Here is a 19,008-nt window from a genome sequence, read left to right on the forward strand (position 1 = left end):
GATACATGCAGGAAGCGCTGACCGAAGCGGAGCGGGCCGCCGCTCTGGGCGAAACGCCGGTGGGTGCCGTTGTCGTCGCGCCGGATGGAACGATCGCGGGGCGCGGTCACAACCTTGTCATCTCGGTGCGCGATCCTTTCGGTCACGCGGAGATGCGGGCGATCCGACAAGCCTGCGAAGCTGCCCAGAGCGAGCGCTTGCCGGGATACGATCTCTACGTGACGCTGGAACCATGCACGATGTGCGCCGCGGCGATTTCGTTCGCGCGAATAAGGCGGCTGTATTTCGGCGCGTGGGATGAGAAAGGCGGCGCGGTGGAAAACGGCGTGCGCTTCTTTTCGGCGAGCACATGCCACCACGCGCCGGAGATTTACGGCGGGATTGCCGAAGCCGAGGCAGCGGAGTTGCTGCGAGCCTTTTTTCGGGAGCGTCGCGACGAGCGCGCCCAGGTCAACGCGTCGCGAACGCATCAAAATTAGAAACGGAGGGTTTCCGTCCCGTACCGATTATTTCGGTGCCCGCTTCGCGAGAATGCGCTGAAGCGTCCGGCGATGCATGTGCAGACGGCGCGCCGTCTCGGAGACATTGCGGTTGCAAAGCTCGTAGACGCGCTGGATGTGCTCCCAGCGAACTCGGTCGGCCGACATGGGGTTTTCCGGCGGCTTCGGCTTCGTCTCGCCGGATGCGGTAAGCGCCGCGAGGATATCCTCGGCGTCTGCCGGCTTCGACAGATAGTCCACAGCGCCGAGCTTCACGGCCGTGACGGCGGTGGCGATGTTGCCGTAGCCCGTCAGCACGAGGGAACGGCAATCCGGCCGCGTCTCCCTGAGAAGCTTGATGACTTCGAGGCCGTTGCCGTCGTCGAGCCGCATGTCTACCACCGCGTAAGCGGGAGCGGCTTCGCGAATCGCCTGCTTGCCGGCTTCAAGCGTGTCGGCGGTCCGCACGGCATAGCCGCGAGCCTCCATGGCTTTCGCAAGCCGCGAGAGGAACGGCTTGTCGTCATCGACGATCAGGAGCGAGTTGTCTGTCCGTAGGTCCGGACTTGCGAGAGTTGCCATGAGCTGCCCATTTACCTTTTTGTCACATCTCACATTGTGTCGCACTATACGCCACAAAAATGCGACGCACAAAATTTAAGCGACACAAGCCAAATCTTTCCTGCAACTTACAGCGCTGCAGCAAGTCTGTCACGCGGCCAGGAAATCTCAACGATTGCGCCCGTCTCGGGTGCCGGACGGTTGGCGATACTGATTGAAGCGCCCGAACGCTCCAGCAGCGTTTTCGCGATGAAGAAGCCAAGCCCCATGCCGTGCTCCTCGTCCTCCGCCTCGGCGCGTGGCCGGTTCGTGACATACGGTTCGCCCAGGCGATTGAAGACCGTCGGATGAAAACCGGGGCCGTCGTCGGCTACACGCACCTTGACCTCCTCGGCGTTGTAGGTGGCATCTACCGTGACGCGCGTATTCGCGAATTCGGCGGCGTTGTCGATCAGATTTTCCAGGCTGTGCATCAGCCCCGGATTGCGCAATATGATCGGCTCGGAAACCGATTTCCCGGCCGGAGACGTGTCGCCGACCGTCACGATGATGTCGGTTTCCGGCGTTCTCAGCGGCGCCACGACCTCTTCGAGCAGATGACGCAGGCGCATCTGCGAGAAGATTTCGTCCTGCTCCTCCTCGCGACCCGCGCGAGAAAGCTGGCTCAGGATCTCCCGGCAACGCGCGGCCTGCGTCTGAAGCAGTTCGATATCGTCGCGGATGGGTGCGTCTTTCGGGATTTCGCGTTCCAGTTCGCGGGCGACGAGTGTGATCGTCGAAAGCGGCGTGCCGAGTTGATGCGCGGCGGCGGCGGCGAGGCCGTCGAGCGCGGTGAGACGGGTCTCCCGCGCCAGAACCATTTCGGTCGCGGAGAGCGCCTGCGCCATCTCGCGAGCCTCCTGTTCGATGCGCCACGCATAGATTGCCATGAAGACGATGCAGGACACGACGGCCGCCCACAAGCCGACCTGATAATCAGGCGGAAGCACCGGCGGCTCGCCCGCCCAGGGAAGCGGCCAATGCCATATCGCGAGGATCGTCGCGAGCACCACGGTCAGCGCCGCAAGCGAAGCCGTAACGCGAAGTCTCTGGGTGGAGGCCGAAACGGCGACCGGCACGATCAGAAGAAATATGAACGGATTTTCTATGCCGCCGGTGACGAGCAAAAGCCCGGTCAACTGGAGCATGTCGAAGCACAACAGGGCCGCGGAATAGCGCGTGGAGAGGAGTTGCGAGCGCGGAAACGCCACGCTCAGCACAACGTTGAGCGCAGCCGACAAAAGAATGAAAACGAAGCAGGCAACGAGAGGCACCGGGAATTTGAACCCGTAATACAGAAGCAGGATCGTGCCCGTCTGTCCGGCTACGGCGAACCATCGGTGCCTGATCGTCGTACGAAGACGCAGGCGGCTCGCCTGTGCACGAGGGCTGTCTGCCGGAAAGCGCAGGATGTCCATGAGTTGAACCTGTTTACTTGGCGCTGCCAGCCGCGTTAGATCGTAACAGCAGCGCGCTTTCTTACGTCATCGACGGCAAGTGAGTTGTGCCGCGACGACCCTTCTAGGCCAAGCGCGGCCGAAATCAATGGCGTTCCCTATTCAATCGATGGAGTACACCATGAAACGCAACTCCGTAATCGTGATAGCGCTCGCCCTTCTCGGGGCCGGGGGGGCGGGACTTTATGCATGGTCGCCCCCCGCGATTACAGGCCCAAGCGAGACAAGGCCGCTGATCGGCGGCGCTTTTTCACTTGTCGACACGAACGGCAAGCGCGTCACCGACGCCGACTTTCGCGGCAAATTGATGCTGGTATTCTTCGGCTACACTCACTGCCCGGATGTCTGCCCGACCGGGCTTCAGCAGGCGGCGGATGTGCTTGCGAAACTCGGGCCCGATGCGGGCGAGGTCGTGCCGGTGTTCATCAGCGTCGACCCCGCTCGCGATACGCCATCGGTCATGAAAAGCTATGTCGAGCAGTTCGACCCGCGCATCGCAGGATTGACCGGCGACGCAGCCGAGGTGGCCACCGCCGCCAAGGCTTACCGCGTCTTTTATCGCAAGGCGGGGAGTGGCGACGACTATTCCGTCGATCACTCAGCTTACGTGTATTTGATGGATCGTAACGGAAAGTTTATTACGAATTTCATGTTCAACGCCCCCGTCGATGTAATGGTCGACGGACTTAAAAAGCAGATCGCCGCCGACAATGCGCGAGAGGCAATTGCGCCCCCGACTAAAAGTTAATATCGATAGGCGTTCTACCCGCGTACCCTTGGAGTTGTTCATGGATCGACTTTTGTGAGGTCGATCTTTGACGCGATTGGCGGGTTGTCCTTCCAATCAAGCATTTCCGAGGGGAGGATCCGGTGCTTTATCATCTCTATGAGCTGGGCCACGCGGCCATGTCGCCGGCTCGAATGGCAGCAAGTTCCACGCGCCTTATGATGCGAAATCCGCTCAATCCCCTTTCCTATACCGAGATGGGACGCAATGCGGCTGCCGCCGCCGAACTCGTGGAACGGACCACCCGCCGTTACAAGAAGCCGGCCTTCAACCTGCGCTCATGTACCGTTGGCGGCCAGAGCGTCGCGATTGCAGAAGAAGTCGTCTGGAGGAAGCCGTTCTGCAACCTCATCCATTTCAGGAAGGCGATGCCGGAAGGTGCGCGGCATGACGCGCCCCGCGTTTTGATGGTCGCGCCGCTTTCAGGCCATTACGCCACGTTGCTGCGTGGCACCGTTGAAGCGATGTTGCCTCACGCAGACGTCTACATCACGGACTGGACCGACGCGCGGCTCGTGCCGCTTCGCGAAGGCGGGTTCGATCTCGACGACTACGTCGATTACATCATCGAAATGATCGAGCTTTTCCAGGGCGACGTGCATGTGATGGGCGTCTGCCAGCCGGGCGTGCCCGTCATGGCGGCGGTGGCGCTGATGGAAGCGCGCAACCATCCTTTCGTGCCGAAAAGCGTTATTCTGAAGGGAAGCCCCATCGACACGCGCGTCAGCCCGACGGCCGTCAACCGGCTCGCCGAGGAGCGCGGCACGAACTGGTTCCGCCGCACCGTGGTGACGTCCGTTCCGTGGCCGAATGAAGGCGCGGGGCGTCTCGTCTATCCGGGATTCCTGCAACTCACGGGCTTCATGGCGATGAACCTTGACCGCCACGTGAAGGCTCACAAGGATCTGTTCTTCGATCTCGTGAAGGGCGACGGGGACTCGGTCGAGAAGCACAAGGAGTTCTACGACGAATATCTCGCGGTAATGGATCTTGCCGCCGAGTATTATATCCAGACCATCGATCAGGTCTTCGTAAAACACACCTTGCCGAAGGGAGAGATGCGCCATCGCGGTCATCTGGTAGACCTCTCGGCCATTCGCCGGGTGGCGCTCATGACGATCGAGGGCGAGAAGGACGACATAACCGGACGCGGCCAGACCGAGGCGGCGGTTCATCTCTGCACCGGGCTGCCGGAAACGAAGAAACAGCATTACACGCAACCGGGTGTCGGCCACTACGGCATCTTCAACGGCTCGCGCTATCGCACCGAAGTCGTGCCGCGCATTTTCTCCTTCATCGCCGACCATGACGAGAGAGGCGATTCCACGGATGCGCGCGGAGGAAGCCTCACCCGGCTCTGGCACCCGTTTGCAGGCGACGGCGAGGAAATCGGCGCGACAGCCGGCGAACGCGCGGAAGACTGCGAAAAGATCTCTTCAACGGTCTTCGAGGCTGCCTCTGCCTGACCATGCAGCGCGCCCGAGCTCAATCAACCGGGCGCGCCATGCTTTGCCATCATCCGGCTCGCCGAGGAGGGTCAGCGCGTCGATGCGAAACGGCTCCCGCAGGATCGGCGCGAGATGCGGCTCCAGCGCTCGCCGAACGGCTTCCCCGTCGCCTCGCTCAAGGGGCCCGGCAAGGGAGATGTGGAACCGAAACGCGCTCAGCACATAGGGGTAGCCGAAATCCTCCAGATACGCCCGTTCGCGCCCCGTCATCGTGTCGATCTCGCGGGCGGCGCGATCCGCGCCGGTGAGCGGCGCTCGGAAGCGGTCGAAATGCGTCACGCATTCGGCTGCGAGCCAGTCGATGGCGGCGGTTTCATCGCCAGGTGCCAGAACAACGTAACGCTGATGCCGCATGAAGGGCAGCGACGCAGCCTGCGGCACGCGTCGCACCTTGCAGAACGCGTCGAGCGCGCGCTGCATATCCTCGATGGTCATGCCTTCGCGGAGACGGAACGGCGCCTTGAGCGTGGCATGCAGGCCATACCGCGCTGGCGCCCGTTTCGCGCGCTCGGCGAGAGCGGGATCGAGACCGAAATTTTCGCCCCCGAACCAGGCCGAACCGAACGCATCGAACGCACTGCCCGGTTCCGGCGTCCAGTAGATCGCATAGCGGCGGAAACAGTCGGTCATTCTTGATCCAGATTTTCGTTCGACGCGGCTTCTTGACCTGAGCGAGCGCTTCACTTGCCCAGGAAACGCTTCGCCCCTGAGCGTTCCGCTGTAAGATGAGCGGCGTATCGGATGCGGAGGGATTTCGTGAGCGACACGACCAGAAAGGACACGGCCATCCGTGCCGACTATCCTCATCATGCGCCCATCCAGACACGCTGGATGGATAACGACGTTTATGGCCACGTCAACAACGTGACGTATTATTCCTATTTCGACACCGCCGTGAACCGCTATCTGATCGAGGCGGGTGCGCTCGACATCGAGAAAAGCGCCGTAATCGGTCTCGTGGTCGAAACGTCATGCCGTTATCGCGCGCCGATCACCTTCCCGGAAGCGGTGACAGCGGGCATCCGCGTTGCCCGCATCGGAACCTCGTCGGTGCGTTATGAAATCGGTCTGTTCCGCGAAGACGAAGACATCGCCTGTGCCGAAGGCCACTTCATCCACGTCTATGTGGATCGCGCGACGCGCCGCCCCGTGCCGTTACCTGATGGGTTGAGAGCCGCGCTGATGCCGCTGCGGGTATCGGAAACCTGATGGGTTGGCCCCTTCCGGACCAGGCCAGCCGCCGCCCGGAGAACCTTCCGAAAAACAAGACCACGCTGCGGCGGCCGAACCGCAACGTGGTTGCCAGAAGGCATCCGTGAGCGTCGCTGATCCCCCCGGAAGACGACACTCGCGGACTTGACGTTACGAATGGAGTCAGGCGGCCTTTTCGCCCTTCCTCATCGGAATGATGTAGGGGCGCTGGCGCCACAGTTCGCGCGCGGCCTTTTCGGCGTGGAACGGGCTGGCAAATTCGCGGCCTTCGAGATCGTTGAAGGCGTGGAGCGCAGACAGAAACCGGAAGGTATTCGGCTCGTGCTTCTGACGCACGATGATACCCACGGCGTTACCTTGCAATTCGATGACGTATGCGTCGGACATGGAAGTTCCCTTCGCCGGAGAAAACCGGCGTTTCAAGCTGAATGAGGTCTTTGAAAACGCTGGAGCGCTAGGCGCGGGAACACATCGCGGTGACGGCCGAGAAGTGCCGGAGGGAGTGTTTATGCATGATTTTGTTCTGCATTGTCTTTAGGACCCGATGCGATGTGGCGAGAACATCTCACAGCGCTTCGCCCGGATCAAAGATTTTATTCGCGTGTGAAAGGGTGTAGAGCCAGGAAGGAGCAACAATTTTTCCGATAGCGCGACTATATATGCAACAATTCTAGCGCAAACCTTACGGAGCCGCGAAAAGGCGGAAAAACCCGACAAAAAAGCAATATTTTTTCGAGGACCGGCGTTATTAAAGACCTAAAGCGAAAATTATTCTAGATCGCACTATGCTTCGGAGGATAGGCTCAGCGCATCGGTCGGCGCTCGCAGCATCTCCACCGCTGCCGGCACCTCACCGCTCGCGCCGCTGTTCACGAAGAGACGTCGAAGAAAGCGTCGATAGCGGACCGGACAGATAAGACCAGGCCGGGGGCTTCAGGTTCGGAAGCGCGGCTGCACAACTCTCCGGCACCCGCGAGCACGCGAAGCGATGCGCCGCGGGCGATGCAAGCGCGCGATGACGCCAATGGGGGCGATCCTCCACCGCGATCGGCACCGTCTCGAAGATTGTTTCCCACTCGTTCCAGCGATGGAAACCAGCGAGGTTGTCCGCGCCCATGAGCCAGACGAAGTGAGCGCGCGGCATGCGGCGCCGGAGGTGGCGCAGCGCGCCCGCCGTGTAGGCCGTGCCGATGGCCGCCTCGAAGGCCGTGACCTCGATCTTCGGATGGCGCGACACGGCGCGCGAGCAGGCGATGCGCTCGGCGAGTGGCGCCAGTTCGCTGTGATCCTTCAGCGGGTTTCCCGGCGTCACCATCCACCAGACGCGGTCGAGGCCGAGCCGCTTCATGGCGTTGAGGCTGATGAGCCGATGCGCGGCATGCGGCGGATTGAACGAACCGCCCAGAAGACCGATGCGCATGCCCGGCGCGGCATGCGGCGGCCTCAGATCGGCATCGCTGATCCCGGCGGGGCGGGTCATGCCGGGCGCGTCTGCCCGTCGCCGCGCACCACATATTTGAAGGTGGTCAGTTGTTCCACGCCGACCGGCCCTCGCGCGTGGAAGCGTCCCGTCGCGATGCCGATTTCCGCGCCCATGCCGAACTCGCCGCCGTCGGCGAACTGTGTCGACGCGTTGTGCAGCACGATGGCGCTGTCCACCTCGCGCAGAAAGGTTTCGGCCGTGGCTGTGTCCTCGGTGACGATGCTGTCGGTGTGATGCGAGCCGTAGCGCTCTATGTGCGCGATGGCTCCCGCGACGCCTGACACAACCCTCGCGGAGATGATCGCGTCGAGATATTCCGTGGCCCAGTCCTGATCCGTGGCGGCAACGACGCGCGCATCGACCGCGCGCACAGCCGCGTCGCCGCGCACCTCACAGCCCGCGTCGAGAAGGGCAACGATGAGCGGCGCAAGCAGGCGATCCGCCGCCGCTTCGTCCACGAGCAGCGTTTCGGCGGAGCCGCAGACGCCCGTCCGCCGTAGCTTGGCGTTGAGCACGATGGCACGCGCCTTCTCCGGGTCGGCGGCCTTGTCGACGTAGACGTGGCAGATGCCTTCGAGATGCGCGAACACAGGCACGCGCGCTTCCTTCTGCACGCGCTCGACGAGGCTCCTGCCGCCACGCGGCACGATCACATCCACTGCGCCGTCGAGCCCTTCAAGAAGAAGCCCGACAGCCGCGCGGTCGGTGGTGCCGATAAGCTGGATCGCCGTTTCGGGAAGACCGGCAGCGCGCAAGCCTTCAACGAGGCAGGCATGGATCGCGCGGTTGGATGCGATGGTCTCCGAGCCGCCGCGCAGAATAACGGCATTGCCAGCCTTCAGCGCGAGCGCGCCCGCATCCGCCGTCACATTCGGGCGGCTTTCGTAGATCATGCCGATCACGCCGAGCGGCACACGCACGCGGCTGATGCGAAGGCCGTTGGGCCGTTCCCATGCCGTGACGGTCTCGCCGACAGGATCGGCGAGCGCCGCGACATCTTCGAGGCCCTTCGCCATGGCTTCGACGCGGGCGGGCGTCAGCGTCAGGCGGTCGATGAAACTTTCCGGGCGACCCGAAGCGCGCGCCGCCTCCCTGTCTTCGGCGTTGACTTGGAGGATTTCGTCAGAGCGCGCGCGAAGAGCCGCCGCCGCCGCAAGAAGGCCCGCGTTTTTCTGCTCCGTTGGCGCGAGAGCCAGCGCGCGGGCCGCTTTTCGCGCGTCCCGCCCGATCGCGAGAAGTTCGGTTTTCAAAAGGCGCTGGTCGAGTTTTGTGTCGGCGATGGCGAGCGTCATGGCTTCCGTAAGGGTCGGAGTTCAAGACTCCTTATTAAGCGCAACGCTGCGTTCTGCCAACCGGCTGCGCAAATAGAGGCGGGCTTCGTCGAACGCCGCCGGTGTCTCGAATCCTCGCGCAGGGAGCGCAATTCCATGCCGCTCGCCGAAAACGACCACAATCGTCTCGGGCAGAAACGCCGCGTTGGAAACCTGTTCCCAACCGATCAGGCCGCTCGCGCCGCTTTTCTCCCATTGGATGCCGTCATGGCGGAGATCGAACGCGACCGGCTGCTGCGCCATGCCGCTTTTCCGAAACGCCGCTTTCTCGATGAGGTTGGCGCGAACGACAACCTCCACCGCAACGAGAACGCCCGCGAGCGCCACCGCGAACCAGAGCCGCCCGTTTTGAACAGCCGTCAAAGGAAGCGTGATGATGAGCACCGAGGAAAGCACGGTGGCCGCAAGCAGATGCAGGCCGAACCGCGTCAGGAAGCTTTGCCCCCGCAGCGTTCTTGCGATGTCGAGATAGTCGCCGAGTGCGTAAATATAGCTGGCCTTCATCCCCTGCCCGCCGCATCGATTGGAGCGTCGACGCCCTCATTGCCTCTTGCGTCGCGTCGTCCGAAAAACCGCGCAAGCGCCTCGCGGCAATGCTTAATCGAGGTCGTGCAGCAGCGCCAGATCGTCGCGATGGATCAGCGCCGCCCTGCCCTCGTAACCGAGCGTCGCCTCGATCTCGTGCGAATTGCGCCCGGCGATCCGCGCGGCCTCATCGGCGCTATAGGCGATGAGCCCGCGTCCGATCTCCGCCCCGTGCCCGTCGCGGATGATGACCGCCTCGCCGCGCTCGAATGCGCCGCTTACGCCGGTTACGCCCGCAGGCAGCAGGCTGCGGCCGGAGCGGAGCGCCCGCGCCGCGCCGTCGTCGATGAGCACGACCCCCTTCGGCTCAAGCGTGCCCGCGATCCAGCGTTTGCGAGCCGCGACCGGGTTCGCCGAAGCGAGAAACCATGTGCAGGGCGCGCCGTTGGCCAGCGCGCGCAGCGGATGATGCCCCTTGCCGCTCGCGATCACCATGTGGGTGCCAGCAGAGACGGCAAGCTTCGCGGCGGTGATTTTCGTCACCATGCCGCCGCGTGAAAGTTCCGTGCCCGCGTCGCCCGCCATGGCCTCGATTTCGGGCGTGATCTGCGTCACCACGCCGATGTGCTTCGCGTCGGGGTTCTTTGCAGGCGGCGCGGTATAGAGGCCGTCGATGTCCGACAGAAGCACGAGGCAGTCCGCCGTCATCATGGTCGCGACACGTGCCGCGAGGCGGTCATTGTCGCCATAGCGGATTTCGGCGGTGGCCACCGTATCGTTCTCGTTCACCACGGGAACCGCGCCGAGTTTCAGAAGCGTCGCGATGGTGCTGCGGGCGTTGAGATAGCGGCGGCGCTCTTCGGTATCGCCCGGCGTCACGAGGATCTGCGCCGTGGTGATGCCGCGCTCGCGAAACACCGTCTGATAAGCGTGCGCAAGCGTCACCTGTCCGACCGCTGCCGAGGCTTGCGCCTCTTCGAGCTTGAGCGCGCCGGGAGCCAGCCCCAACGCGCGGCGGCCGAGCGCGATGGCGCCCGACGACACGAGAATGACTTCGCGCCCTTGCGCCTTCAGCTCCGCCACGTCGTCGCCGATGGCTTCGAGCCACGCCTTTTTCAGCGTGCCCGTTTCACGGTCGGTCAGCAACGCCGAACCGATCTTGACCGCGATGCGGCGTGCGTTTTGCCATTCGGGCCGCGTGTCGATTGCAGAGCGCGCGGCATGTGTCTCGGAGAGCGTCATGATGGCCTGAAAAACGCCGAATTGCGCCGTCCGTCAAGCCGGTTGCGTTTGAGGCCGTTTAGACGCGGCGGCGGCTGCGAAGGACAGCGGCAGCGCGGTCGTGAACTTGATCTGCTCCATCGCAAAGCTGGAACTGACGTCTGTCAGGTCAATCTGCGAGATGAACGCCTTGTAGAAGCGATCATAGCTCGCGATGTCGGGCACGACCACGCGAAGCTGATAATCCACGGCGCCGCTCATCCGGTACGCCTCGACGATCTCGGGGAAGCTTGCCACCACTTTCTGAAACCGTTCCAGCCAGACGGCATTGTGCTGATTCGTGGTAATGGCGACGAAAACGGTGACGCCCGCACTGACGCTCTTCGGATCGAGAAGCGCGACGCGGCGCTGGATTACGCCGTCCTGTTCGAGCTTCTGGATACGCCGCCAGCACGGCGTCGTCGACAGACCGACCTTCTTGCCGATTTCCGCGACAGGAAGCGTGCTGTCTTCCTGCAAAATGGTGAGAATTTTGATGTCCATCAGGTCGAGCATGGGCAAATCCAGTAAATTCTTTCCGCAATGCGCCTGTCTGCGCAATCAGCGCCCACACTACAATTGATCGGCGGCCTTGACTAGAATATTTTTTCCCAACGCCCCCTGCGTTAAATAGTCACCTTCAAGCCGTCATCGGCCACCATGCAAACGCGCGTATCGATGCGGCCCAGCGCAGCGAGCATTTCGTCGCTCATATGGGTCAGGAGATAACGCTTTGCGCCAATGGACGGAAATTTCGCCGCCAGCCTCAGATAGTCGAGATGCATGTCGACCCTCGTGCTGTACGTCGAACATTCGACGAGATAGAGATCTGCGCCCCGGCCGGCCGCGATCACGCCGCCGCAAAACCCGCTATCCCCGGAAAAGCTGAACTGCTTGTCGCCGTCGCTGACCGACAAGGCGAGCGAGGGCGTACCGGAAAAATGGTCTACCTCGAACGCCTCTATCAGAAGGCCGCGCCATTCGACGGCGAAACCCGGATTAAGGTCGCGAAAGAGAATCTCGAACCCCTTCTTCCCGCCTAGAATGCCGGGGTAGACGCATTCCATCAGGTTCCCGAATCGATTTTCGATGCCGGAGGGACCGAGGATTTCCATCGGCTTGTCCGACCGGTCGATGAACATGCGTTCGAGAATGAGGGACGGCAGGCCGCCGAAATGATCGCCGTGACAGTGCGAGATCAGGATCGCGTCGGCATCGGCGGCGCGGATGCCGGCCCTTTTCAACGCGTGCGGCGAAGTCGCCCCGCAGTCGATCATGAGGCGGCCGTGTGAAGTATCGAGAAGATAGCAGCTGTTGAACCGGCCGCCGGAGGCGAAAGCGTCGCCACAGCCAATGACTGTCAGATCCATACGAACCTCATGCTTTGGATGAAGGACGGGCGGCAACATCGGCATACCACCGGGCGAAATGCGGCACTCCGTCTGGCACGGCAAGCCGGGCGGGCTTCATGAAATCCGTCGCGACCATGGCTGTAATGTCGGCGACCGAAAAGCGCTCCCCCGCGAGGTACGGCGTTTCGGACAGCCTGCGATCGAGGGTGCGAATGATGTCGGAAACGCGCGGCTTGTTGGCCTCGGCCCAGGGGGCGACCTGCGGAACCTCCAGGCTCGCCATCGCCGGGTGGGTATGCCGGAAATAATGCATGACCGGAAAAAGGAAATTTATCTCCGCAATGCGATTCCACATTTCGATGGTGCCGATTTCGAGCGGGGTCTGCCCCAAAAGCGATGGCTCGGGTTGCAGCGCCTCGAAGTAACGGCAGATGGCCATCGATTCACAAATCGCCGTTCCGTCGTCCAGAACAAGAACTGGAACGCGCCGCACCGGATTAACCCGGCCGAACGCCTCCGACTTGTGAGCGCCGGTCATGATGTCGACGTCCTGGTAAGGAACTGCAATGGCTTTTTCAGCCAGAAACACACGGACACGGCGGGGATTTGGTGCACGCTTCTCGTCGAGGATCTTCATTTTTTTAACCAGGCTCCGCGAAAGTCTCAAGTGTCGCGGAACAAAAACGACCTTTCAAGCGGATAAACAAATATCAACGCAATATTAGCACTTTGGCGCGATCCTTCAGGAACGGCGCGTGCCTTGGGCAGCAGAGCGCAGAACTCCCTCCAGAAAAGTGGATGATGGGTTGATGAGTACCGCTCGTTCCTTGAGATGGCGTCGATTCAAGCAAAATACGAGCAACGTTGTTCCGCAACAGAGTGAAACCCCTGCGGTCAAGCACGATTTCGCCTACGACCTGTTGATCATGTTCGTACGCAACGAAACCGTTGCTGCGTTGACCGTTCCCATTCTCGCCATTTTCGTCGCCGCCACCATGCTGAACTGGGCGGCGGAGCCGCGTCAGCTTCTCCTTTGGCTTGCGACCATCTTCATTTCCGAGGGCATCCTTCTCGCCCTCTGTCGCCGGTTCAAGCGCCAGCCACGCGAGACGGTCGATCTGGTGCAATGGCGGCGCAACCTTGCGGCTGCTGAATTCCTGTACGGCGTCTGCTGGGCGGCTGTGGCTTTCACGCCGTTCGTGGTGCAATCGCAGGCAGCTTTCTTCTTCCTGTTTGCGGCGCTGACCGTCGTTACCGCGATCAGGATGATGTTCGCCGCCTCCGTGATGCAGATTCTGCATGCCGGGACGGCGCCGGTAACGGGCGCGCTCGTATTGCGCTTCCTGATGACGGGCGAGCCCTTTTACTGGGCCCTCGCGGTCGTTGCGGTCGGCATCCACTTCTACTTCGTCTTCCTCGTGAAGAACCTCCAGCGGACCGCGCTTTCAATGCTCGATTACCGCGCGGAAAAGGACAGGCTCATCGATGAACTGGAGAAGGCGAAAGCTGCCTCCGACGAGGCGCGCGTAAGGGCGGAAGCGGCTAACGTGGCGAAGTCGAAGTTCCTCGCCAACATGAGCCACGAGCTTCGCACGCCCCTCAACGCGATCATGGGCTTCTCCGAGATGATCAAGGATGAAGTTCTGGGCCCGATCGACAACGAGAACTATCGCTCCTACGCCGCCGACATCCACGAGTCCGGCAGCCACCTTCTGAAGCTCATCAATGAGATCCTCGACCTGTCGCGCATCGAGGCCGGTCGATACGAGCTGACCGAAAAGCCGATCGACGTCGCCGCGACAGCGCTCGAAAGCCTGCGGCTGTTGCGCATCGATGCGCATGCGAAGAACCTGCGTGTCGTGACCGACTTCCGGCCCGACATGCCGCGAATCATGGCCGACGAGCGCGCGCTCCGCCAGATCTGCCTGAACCTTCTTTCCAACGCGATCAAATTCACGCCCGAAAGCGGCCTGATCGCGGTTCGGGCGGGTATCCTGCCGAGCGGCGAGGCCGTGCTTTCCGTGCGCGATAACGGCCCCGGCATTCCGGAAGAGGAAATCTCGCAGGTGTTGCGTGCTTTCGGGCAGGGATCTCTCGCGCTCAGGACCGGCGAAAGCGGAACGGGCCTCGGACTTCCCATTGTCAGCGGCCTGGCCGAGCTTCACGGCGGACGGTTCGAACTCCGCAGCAAGCTTGGCGTTGGCACCGAAGCTTCGCTCATTCTGCCGAAGGCCCGCGTCCTGCCAGCCGTGCCCCAGCCGCGAAAGCCCGCGCCTGCTCCGCAACCGGCCCCGACCGCCGATGCGGTTCCGTATCTGATACGCGGCGCCGCCTGACGCCTTAGCCATTCCGCAGAATCGCATGAAAATGGCCGGGCGATAACCCGGCCATTTTCATCTTGGTCCTGGCACCTATCGCGTCTGCTGGCCGCTTCTGGTGTCGGGAAGATTGCGCACCTGATCGCTGTTCAACCTCAGCTTGATGCGGTCCGCCATCTGCTGAAGCTCGTCGGAGGTGATGTTCACCACCCGCTCGCCGAGGCCGAGCAAGCGGCCGATTTCGATCTTGACCGACTTGATGCTCCCGTCGGGTGCGCGGTCGACCTGCACGACCTTGCCGAGATTGACACCGTCCGAGCTGAACACAGGCATGTTGCGCATATCCGACTTGCCGGATTGCGCTTGCTGTTGGCCCTGGCCGTTATCCGCCGGTGCGTTACCCGATGCATCCATGCGGCCGCCTTGCGCCGACGCCATCATGCCGGGATACTGCTTCGCGGCGGCGACGATCATCTGACACGAAGGCGGAAGCGACGAAACCTTCTGCCCCATGCAGGCGTCACGGTTTTCCGCGTCACCGCATTGCGTGCGGATCGCGGCGCGGCAGGAATCGGCGACGTCGCGGACGGCGGTCTGGATGGATCGCGACACGCGCCGCAGCGTGAAGCGGCAACGGCGGCTCAACTGGTCCGAATAGGCTTCCATGCAAGACGCGATGCGCCCGCGCCCGGGCGTCACTTCTCCGCAGAAACGGTCGATGTCGTCGCCGCACGCGTCCTCGATGCGGCCCATGGCCATTGCAACGCGGTCGCGAAGCTCGGAGCGGGACAGGCGGTCGAGGATGTCGTCGCGGCGACTGGTGCGGGAGCCTTCATCCATGCCGCCGCTCGATCCTTCGCGCCGCTGCATGGCCCCACCCGTCGGGCCTCCCCCCATATCCATCTGCTGGCCGCCGCCGCTCTGGCCGCGCTGCTGCTGCGGCTCCTGACCCATCGCGGAAAGCGGCGTCAGCGCGAGCGCCGCCACAAGAAGCACTGCTTTGTACATGGTCGTTCTCCGTATTGTTTGGTGTCGGTCCTCCCCGCCCCGACCCGGCTCGAAGCTCACGACTGCGTCGCGGCTCGTCCGATTTTCAGAAAAATCGCCGTTCAGAGTTTTCCGTCGTCGTCGTCATCGTCGCCTTCATCGGAGTCTGGCGCGACCCGATCCTGAATCCGCGCAATCAGAAGCCTTACCTCTCCATTGTTCCGCAGCCTCTCAAGAATGAGTTCGCGGATATCGTCGCTCCGGTCAGCCATGCGATTGGCACCGGACTGAAGGCGCTCTTTGATGCCTCCCTGCATTTCACCGCGCATCTCGTCACGCATGACGCTCCGGCCCGGGCAATCGCCACGTCCCATCATCCCGGCCCGATCGCGCATGCGATCCATCATGTCGCTGCGCGGAGCGCCCGATCGATCGTACATACCGCCCTGCATGCTGCGTTCACGCATGGCCTCGACCAGCATCGCGCGCAATTCCGCGCGGGCCTCGGGGTCGGCCAGCATTTCGCGGAGAGCGGCGCGCCGCTCACGCCTTTCATAATCGTCGCGCATGCGATCCCTGAGGCGTTCGCTCCATTCGCCGGCGCGTTCACTCATGTCGGCGCGCGCGCCCGAATAGTCCGAGGCGTCCCAACCGCCGGCAGACGCGGATACAAGCGGCAGACAAAGTGCGCAAGCGGCAACTAGAAAAGCCGCCCCCGGTAGCATCGATTGTCGTCTCATGGCTGATTTCCTCTGCTCCTAAACTGCGTTGATGCGATTTAGGGCAAAAAGTGCCATGGAAGTCCACGATACTTGGAGGAACATCGCGGAACAGGCGACGATTAGTGAAGTATTGTATAATAGAGTATTTCCTTTAGTCTCCATTTTTGGAAAATTGGTGTGTTTCATCCAAGACCTCTTCGCGATGCGGCGGAACCGCAGCCGAGCCAGGCGCCTTCATGACGAAGCCGCAATTACCGCGCGGAAAACCTCGACATTTGCCTCAGGCGTGGATATGCGATGACCCGAGCGAAAGGGCGATGGCTGCAATCGGAGTACCAGCGCCGTTGCGATCGAGCGCGGGCGCAAAGGGCTTCTTCAAACGGCCCGGCACAAGACGACCTGCCCAAGCGTTGTGAAACGCTTTGATGTGGCGCGACGTCCGGAGCGACCTGTGTAGGGCGCTCGTTCAATTCCCTCGGCCTCGGGAAGAGTGGATTCAGGAAGATTCCAATGGCAACGACATATTCCCTGCAAAATATCCTCGCGCCCGACACCGGCGAGGCGCGCCAGCGCCCTTACGATCGGGTTCTCGTGCGCGACCTCGTTTTGCCCGCCCGTATCGGCATCTGGAACGAGGAAAAAGGCATCGAGCAACGCGTGCGCTTCACGGTCGAGCTTTCCGTGCTCCCGGGCGCGCATCGGCCGGGCGATCTGTCGAGCGTCGTGTCATACGATTTCATCATCGACGGGATTCGAGACGCGGTGGCCGCGGGGCACGTCCTTCTGACCGAGACGCTGGCCGAGCGCGTCGCCGAGCATTGCCTCTCGCACCGGCGCGCGATGGAAGTGCGCGTCGTCGTGGAGAAGCTTGACCGCGTCCCCGGCGCCTCGCTCGGCTGCGAGATTATCCGCTTTCGTCCACATCAACCTTGACGTGCGCCGTGGATATCAACCGCTACCCATGATAGAGCGTTCCGGTGCGGAGGATTGCCCATGACGAACGCTGGCGCGCAGATCACGCTGAACGTGTTTTCGAATTGCTCGGAAGTGGATGTCCGGAAAATCCCGTTGCAGGAGACGGTGGAAAGCTTCGTTGCCTGCTTCGGCCGCGACGCAGTCGCGCGGACGCGCTATTTCGTCGACCCCTTTCCCTTCAAGCGGAGCTACGATGCGCTTTGCCGGCGGATCTCGGAGTTTCACAAGCCGCTCGGCCCCTTCGAGATTCATTACACATACGGCCTCGCCTTCGGTTATCGCAAAAGCATCGTGCTGAGCGAGACGGATTACGCCTTCCAGCTCGAACATGACTGGCGTTTCAACGCGCCGCTGATTCAGCATTCGATCGAAGATCTGCTCGCAGCCATGCGGACGGGCGGGATCGATCACCTCCGTTTCAACCTGCGTGCAAACACCGTCGACCGGTACGATGTCGAACTGGAAGAGGCGAATTTTGCGTCGGTGCCGATGCTGCGCACGCCGATGCGATCCAACAACCCGCATCTCATCCACGTTCCCACCTATCGCGAGAAATGGCTGCATCTGATCGACCCGGCGCGTGGCAAGTCGCGAGGCGTCGAGGAAAATCTCTGGCGCGTTCCGAACTCCGCGATCTACGGACCGCTGAACCATCCCGCCACGATTGAACACAACGACGGACGCAGGCGCCTTCGCAAGCTCGGCAAGCGGCTTGGAAAGCCGACCTTCAATTTCCTGATCCGCAGCGGCGCCATGGAGGCGGCCTTTACGGTCGAGGATTTCCTGAAGCGCCGCCTCGGGCACGCCTGAAGCGCTCCCCGGTGGATTTGGACGCTTTCAAGCGCTCTTCAGCCCGCTTGCGGGCGGCCATGGTCGCCCCCTTCAGCGGTCAATAACCATCGATCTGCCGGTAGTACTCGTATTGAAGCGAGAAGATCGCACCGAGCACGCCCGCCGCGATGGCGATGTTGCGCCCCCCTTCGAGAGCGCTGAACTTGAACCGGCGCATATCGAACGGTGCGAACAGCGGCGCAACGATCAGCTGGAGGACACCGCGCACGAACCGAGACGCGACCTCCGGCCCATGCTTGCGCAGCGCGGCACCGAACCCTTTCGTCTCGCGGAAATGGGCAAACTTCCGCCCACCATGCGCAAGGCCCCGCGCAACATACCGCCTGTAGGTCAGGCGCGAGCGGTGCACCTCGTCCATCACCACCGGCAGGCGCGACCAGGCGACAACGGCGCCCTTCGAGCGCGCACGGGCGAAAAAGTCTGTATCTTCGCCGCCCGCCAGCGCGAGGCGCTCGTCGAAACGCAGCGCCATGCCTTCGGGGCGGATCAGGCGCGCTGAGAACATCACGCCGCATGTCCCGGCGGAGCCTCGGAGTCGTTCGGAGAGGGGCGTATCTGTCTCCACCAGCTCCACCACCCCCGTGTCGCCGGTCGCCCAGAACGGCGGCGGGTCCGGAAAGATCGGCACGATGTGCGGCTGCACCACGTCCGCGCCGTCGCGCCTCGCCGCATCGAGATGTTTCGCGAGAAAGGTCGGGTGTGCAACCTGATCGTCATCGAGAAACACGACGTGATCTGCATTCATCGCCAGCGCCGCGTCGAGTACCCGGTTGCGGGCCATCGGGATGCCGCGCCTTGGCTCGTGAATATATTGGACGGGAAAATGGGACGCGGCGGCGCAGGCCTCGACAATGGCCTTGCATGCGGGCGCGGTGTCGTTTTCCACGACAACGATGCGCACGGCATGACTGTCGACGCCTTTCTGGGCGGCAACCGAGCGGATACAGCGCTCCAACATCCGAGGCCGCCTGACCGTGCAGATGCCGATGCAAATCGTGGCGGGCGAAGGCGGCGCGTCTTGTCGGATGCGCGCGCCTGGCGAAAGTGCGGAGGAGCGGGGCGCTTCCGCAATGTCGATGACAGGTGTTGATCCCATGGGGGTTGCATAACCGCCGCTGCCTGCGCGAGGCTTGCCCGGCGAACGCGGCGACATAACGACC

The 19,008-nt window shown here is 62.4% G+C and carries 21 protein-coding genes; 7 read left to right on the forward strand and 14 right to left on the reverse strand.

Features of this window, described 5'->3' with window-relative positions; translation table 11 throughout:
- Window positions 1-5: 5 nt before the first annotated feature.
- Window positions 6-479, forward strand: coding sequence for a nucleoside deaminase (locus EK416_RS10340; RefSeq protein ID WP_127079713.1), 474 nt, complete (start codon window positions 6-8; stop codon window positions 477-479).
- Window positions 480-506: 27 nt separating this feature from the next.
- Here EK416_RS10340 and EK416_RS10345 read toward each other — a convergent pair whose 3' ends face one another.
- Together EK416_RS10345 and EK416_RS10350 are read right to left on the reverse strand one after the other, a co-directional pair.
- On the reverse strand, window positions 507-1,061 hold the full coding sequence (locus EK416_RS10345) for an ActR/PrrA/RegA family redox response regulator transcription factor (RefSeq protein ID WP_127077418.1): 555 nt from the start codon (window positions 1,059-1,061) through the stop codon (window positions 507-509).
- A gap of 107 nt (window positions 1,062-1,168) precedes the next feature.
- Entirely contained in the window at window positions 1,169-2,497 is a 1,329-nt protein-coding gene (locus tag EK416_RS10350; protein ID WP_127077419.1) for an ActS/PrrB/RegB family redox-sensitive histidine kinase, read from the reverse strand.
- A gap of 160 nt (window positions 2,498-2,657) precedes the next feature.
- On the opposite strand from EK416_RS10350, the gene EK416_RS10355 reads away from it, so the two are divergent.
- A complete protein-coding gene (locus EK416_RS10355; protein ID WP_127077420.1) occupies window positions 2,658-3,284 on the forward strand; it encodes an SCO family protein in 627 nt (208 codons plus the stop codon).
- A gap of 122 nt (window positions 3,285-3,406) precedes the next feature.
- Window positions 3,407-4,789 carry a polyhydroxyalkanoate depolymerase gene (locus EK416_RS10360; RefSeq protein ID WP_245434017.1) on the forward strand — a complete coding sequence of 461 codons (1,383 nt, stop codon included), beginning with the start codon at window positions 3,407-3,409 and terminating at the stop codon, window positions 4,787-4,789.
- Here EK416_RS10360 and EK416_RS10365 read toward each other — a convergent pair.
- Entirely contained in the window at window positions 4,760-5,461 is a 702-nt protein-coding gene (locus EK416_RS10365) for a DUF1045 domain-containing protein (RefSeq protein ID WP_164729978.1), read from the reverse strand. The two genes, EK416_RS10360 and EK416_RS10365, sit on opposite strands and share 30 nt — an antisense overlap.
- Before the next feature lie 111 nt (window positions 5,462-5,572).
- Between EK416_RS10365 and EK416_RS10370 the strand changes: the two genes are divergently transcribed.
- Window positions 5,573-6,040, forward strand: a complete 468-nt coding sequence (locus EK416_RS10370) for an acyl-CoA thioesterase (protein ID WP_127077422.1) — start codon at window positions 5,573-5,575, stop codon at window positions 6,038-6,040.
- A 165-nt stretch (window positions 6,041-6,205) separates the two neighbouring features.
- On the opposite strand, the gene EK416_RS10375 is transcribed toward EK416_RS10370, so the two are convergent.
- The 8 genes from EK416_RS10375 to EK416_RS10410 form a co-directional block, all read right to left on the reverse strand.
- A complete protein-coding gene (locus tag EK416_RS10375) occupies window positions 6,206-6,430 on the reverse strand; it encodes a hypothetical protein (RefSeq protein ID WP_037232354.1) in 225 nt (74 codons plus the stop codon).
- Between the two features lie 463 nt (window positions 6,431-6,893).
- A complete protein-coding gene (locus EK416_RS10380) occupies window positions 6,894-7,523 on the reverse strand; it encodes a nicotinate-nucleotide adenylyltransferase (protein ID WP_127077423.1) in 630 nt (209 codons plus the stop codon).
- A complete protein-coding gene (locus EK416_RS10385; protein WP_127077424.1) occupies window positions 7,520-8,818 on the reverse strand; it encodes a glutamate-5-semialdehyde dehydrogenase in 1,299 nt (432 codons plus the stop codon). The genes EK416_RS10380 and EK416_RS10385 overlap by 4 nt, the downstream gene beginning before the upstream one ends.
- Before the next feature lie 21 nt (window positions 8,819-8,839).
- Entirely contained in the window at window positions 8,840-9,361 is a 522-nt protein-coding gene (locus EK416_RS10390) for a YcxB family protein (protein ID WP_127077425.1), read from the reverse strand.
- 93 nt (window positions 9,362-9,454) lie between these two features.
- The gene (proB, locus tag EK416_RS10395) at window positions 9,455-10,624 is read right to left on the reverse strand and encodes a glutamate 5-kinase (protein WP_127077426.1); all 1,170 of its coding nucleotides are present in this window, start codon (window positions 10,622-10,624) and stop codon (window positions 9,455-9,457) included.
- A gap of 33 nt (window positions 10,625-10,657) precedes the next feature.
- A complete protein-coding gene (locus EK416_RS10400) occupies window positions 10,658-11,158 on the reverse strand; it encodes an Lrp/AsnC family transcriptional regulator (RefSeq protein WP_127077427.1) in 501 nt (166 codons plus the stop codon).
- 110 nt (window positions 11,159-11,268) lie between these two features.
- The gene (locus EK416_RS10405) at window positions 11,269-12,012 is read right to left on the reverse strand and encodes an MBL fold metallo-hydrolase (protein ID WP_164729979.1); all 744 of its coding nucleotides are present in this window, start codon (window positions 12,010-12,012) and stop codon (window positions 11,269-11,271) included.
- 7 nt (window positions 12,013-12,019) lie between these two features.
- Window positions 12,020-12,631 carry a glutathione S-transferase gene (locus EK416_RS10410; protein WP_127077429.1) on the reverse strand — a complete coding sequence of 204 codons (612 nt, stop codon included), beginning with the start codon at window positions 12,629-12,631 and terminating at the stop codon, window positions 12,020-12,022.
- Window positions 12,632-12,920: 289 nt separating this feature from the next.
- Here EK416_RS10410 and EK416_RS10415 point away from each other — a divergent pair, with 289 nt between their 5' ends.
- On the forward strand, window positions 12,921-14,330 hold the full coding sequence (locus tag EK416_RS10415; RefSeq protein WP_164729980.1) for a sensor histidine kinase: 1,410 nt from the start codon (window positions 12,921-12,923) through the stop codon (window positions 14,328-14,330).
- A gap of 75 nt (window positions 14,331-14,405) precedes the next feature.
- Here the strand turns inward: EK416_RS10415 and EK416_RS10420 are convergent, their stop codons facing one another.
- Together EK416_RS10420 and EK416_RS10425 are read right to left on the reverse strand one after the other, a co-directional pair.
- The gene (locus EK416_RS10420; RefSeq protein WP_127077431.1) at window positions 14,406-15,320 is read right to left on the reverse strand and encodes a PRC-barrel domain-containing protein; all 915 of its coding nucleotides are present in this window, start codon (window positions 15,318-15,320) and stop codon (window positions 14,406-14,408) included.
- A 101-nt stretch (window positions 15,321-15,421) separates the two neighbouring features.
- Window positions 15,422-15,820: a hypothetical protein gene (locus EK416_RS10425; protein WP_127077432.1), complete on the reverse strand. Its 399-nt coding sequence runs from the start codon at window positions 15,818-15,820 to the stop codon at window positions 15,422-15,424.
- A gap of 711 nt (window positions 15,821-16,531) precedes the next feature.
- On the opposite strand from EK416_RS10425, the gene EK416_RS10430 reads away from it, so the two are divergent.
- Entirely contained in the window at window positions 16,532-16,954 is a 423-nt protein-coding gene (locus EK416_RS10430) for a dihydroneopterin aldolase (RefSeq protein ID WP_127077433.1), read from the forward strand.
- Between the two features lie 60 nt (window positions 16,955-17,014).
- The gene (locus EK416_RS10435; RefSeq protein WP_127077434.1) at window positions 17,015-17,806 is read left to right on the forward strand and encodes a hypothetical protein; all 792 of its coding nucleotides are present in this window, start codon (window positions 17,015-17,017) and stop codon (window positions 17,804-17,806) included.
- Window positions 17,807-17,885: 79 nt separating this feature from the next.
- Here EK416_RS10435 and EK416_RS10440 read toward each other — a convergent pair whose 3' ends face one another.
- Window positions 17,886-19,001, reverse strand: coding sequence for a glycosyltransferase (locus tag EK416_RS10440; protein ID WP_127077435.1), 1,116 nt, complete (start codon window positions 18,999-19,001; stop codon window positions 17,886-17,888).
- Window positions 19,002-19,008: the final 7 nt, after the last annotated feature.

This window comes from Rhodomicrobium lacus, assembly GCF_003992725.1.
In the GTDB taxonomy this organism is placed as follows: Bacteria; Pseudomonadota; Alphaproteobacteria; order Rhizobiales; family Rhodomicrobiaceae; genus Rhodomicrobium; species Rhodomicrobium lacus.

Bases quoted from the DNA above. Each gene is read 5' to 3' on its own strand.
- EK416_RS10340 (WP_127079713.1), top strand. From the start codon at position 6: ATGCAGGAAGCGCTGACCGAAGCGGAGCGGGCCGCCGCTCTGGGCGAA.
- EK416_RS10345 (WP_127077418.1), bottom strand. From the start codon at position 1,061: ATGGCAACTCTCGCAAGTCCGGACCTACGGACAGACAACTCGCTCCTG.
- EK416_RS10350 (WP_127077419.1), bottom strand. From the start codon at position 2,497: ATGGACATCCTGCGCTTTCCGGCAGACAGCCCTCGTGCACAGGCGAGC.
- EK416_RS10355 (WP_127077420.1), top strand. From the start codon at position 2,658: ATGAAACGCAACTCCGTAATCGTGATAGCGCTCGCCCTTCTCGGGGCC.
- EK416_RS10365 (WP_164729978.1), bottom strand. From the start codon at position 5,461: ATGACCGACTGTTTCCGCCGCTATGCGATCTACTGGACGCCGGAACCG.
- EK416_RS10370 (WP_127077422.1), top strand. From the start codon at position 5,573: ATGCGGAGGGATTTCGTGAGCGACACGACCAGAAAGGACACGGCCATC.
- EK416_RS10375 (WP_037232354.1), bottom strand. From the start codon at position 6,430: ATGTCCGACGCATACGTCATCGAATTGCAAGGTAACGCCGTGGGTATC.
- EK416_RS10380 (WP_127077423.1), bottom strand. From the start codon at position 7,523: ATGACCCGCCCCGCCGGGATCAGCGATGCCGATCTGAGGCCGCCGCAT.
- EK416_RS10385 (WP_127077424.1), bottom strand. From the start codon at position 8,818: ATGACGCTCGCCATCGCCGACACAAAACTCGACCAGCGCCTTTTGAAA.
- EK416_RS10390 (WP_127077425.1), bottom strand. From the start codon at position 9,361: ATGAAGGCCAGCTATATTTACGCACTCGGCGACTATCTCGACATCGCA.
- proB (WP_127077426.1), bottom strand. From the start codon at position 10,624: ATGACGCTCTCCGAGACACATGCCGCGCGCTCTGCAATCGACACGCGG.
- EK416_RS10400 (WP_127077427.1), bottom strand. From the start codon at position 11,158: ATGCTCGACCTGATGGACATCAAAATTCTCACCATTTTGCAGGAAGAC.
- EK416_RS10405 (WP_164729979.1), bottom strand. From the start codon at position 12,012: ATGGATCTGACAGTCATTGGCTGTGGCGACGCTTTCGCCTCCGGCGGC.
- EK416_RS10410 (WP_127077429.1), bottom strand. From the start codon at position 12,631: ATGAAGATCCTCGACGAGAAGCGTGCACCAAATCCCCGCCGTGTCCGT.
- EK416_RS10415 (WP_164729980.1), top strand. From the start codon at position 12,921: ATGTTCGTACGCAACGAAACCGTTGCTGCGTTGACCGTTCCCATTCTC.
- EK416_RS10420 (WP_127077431.1), bottom strand. From the start codon at position 15,320: ATGTACAAAGCAGTGCTTCTTGTGGCGGCGCTCGCGCTGACGCCGCTT.
- EK416_RS10425 (WP_127077432.1), bottom strand. From the start codon at position 15,820: ATGCTGGCCGACCCCGAGGCCCGCGCGGAATTGCGCGCGATGCTGGTC.
- EK416_RS10430 (WP_127077433.1), top strand. From the start codon at position 16,532: ATGGCAACGACATATTCCCTGCAAAATATCCTCGCGCCCGACACCGGC.
- EK416_RS10435 (WP_127077434.1), top strand. From the start codon at position 17,015: ATGACGAACGCTGGCGCGCAGATCACGCTGAACGTGTTTTCGAATTGC.
- EK416_RS10440 (WP_127077435.1), bottom strand. From the start codon at position 19,001: ATGTCGCCGCGTTCGCCGGGCAAGCCTCGCGCAGGCAGCGGCGGTTAT.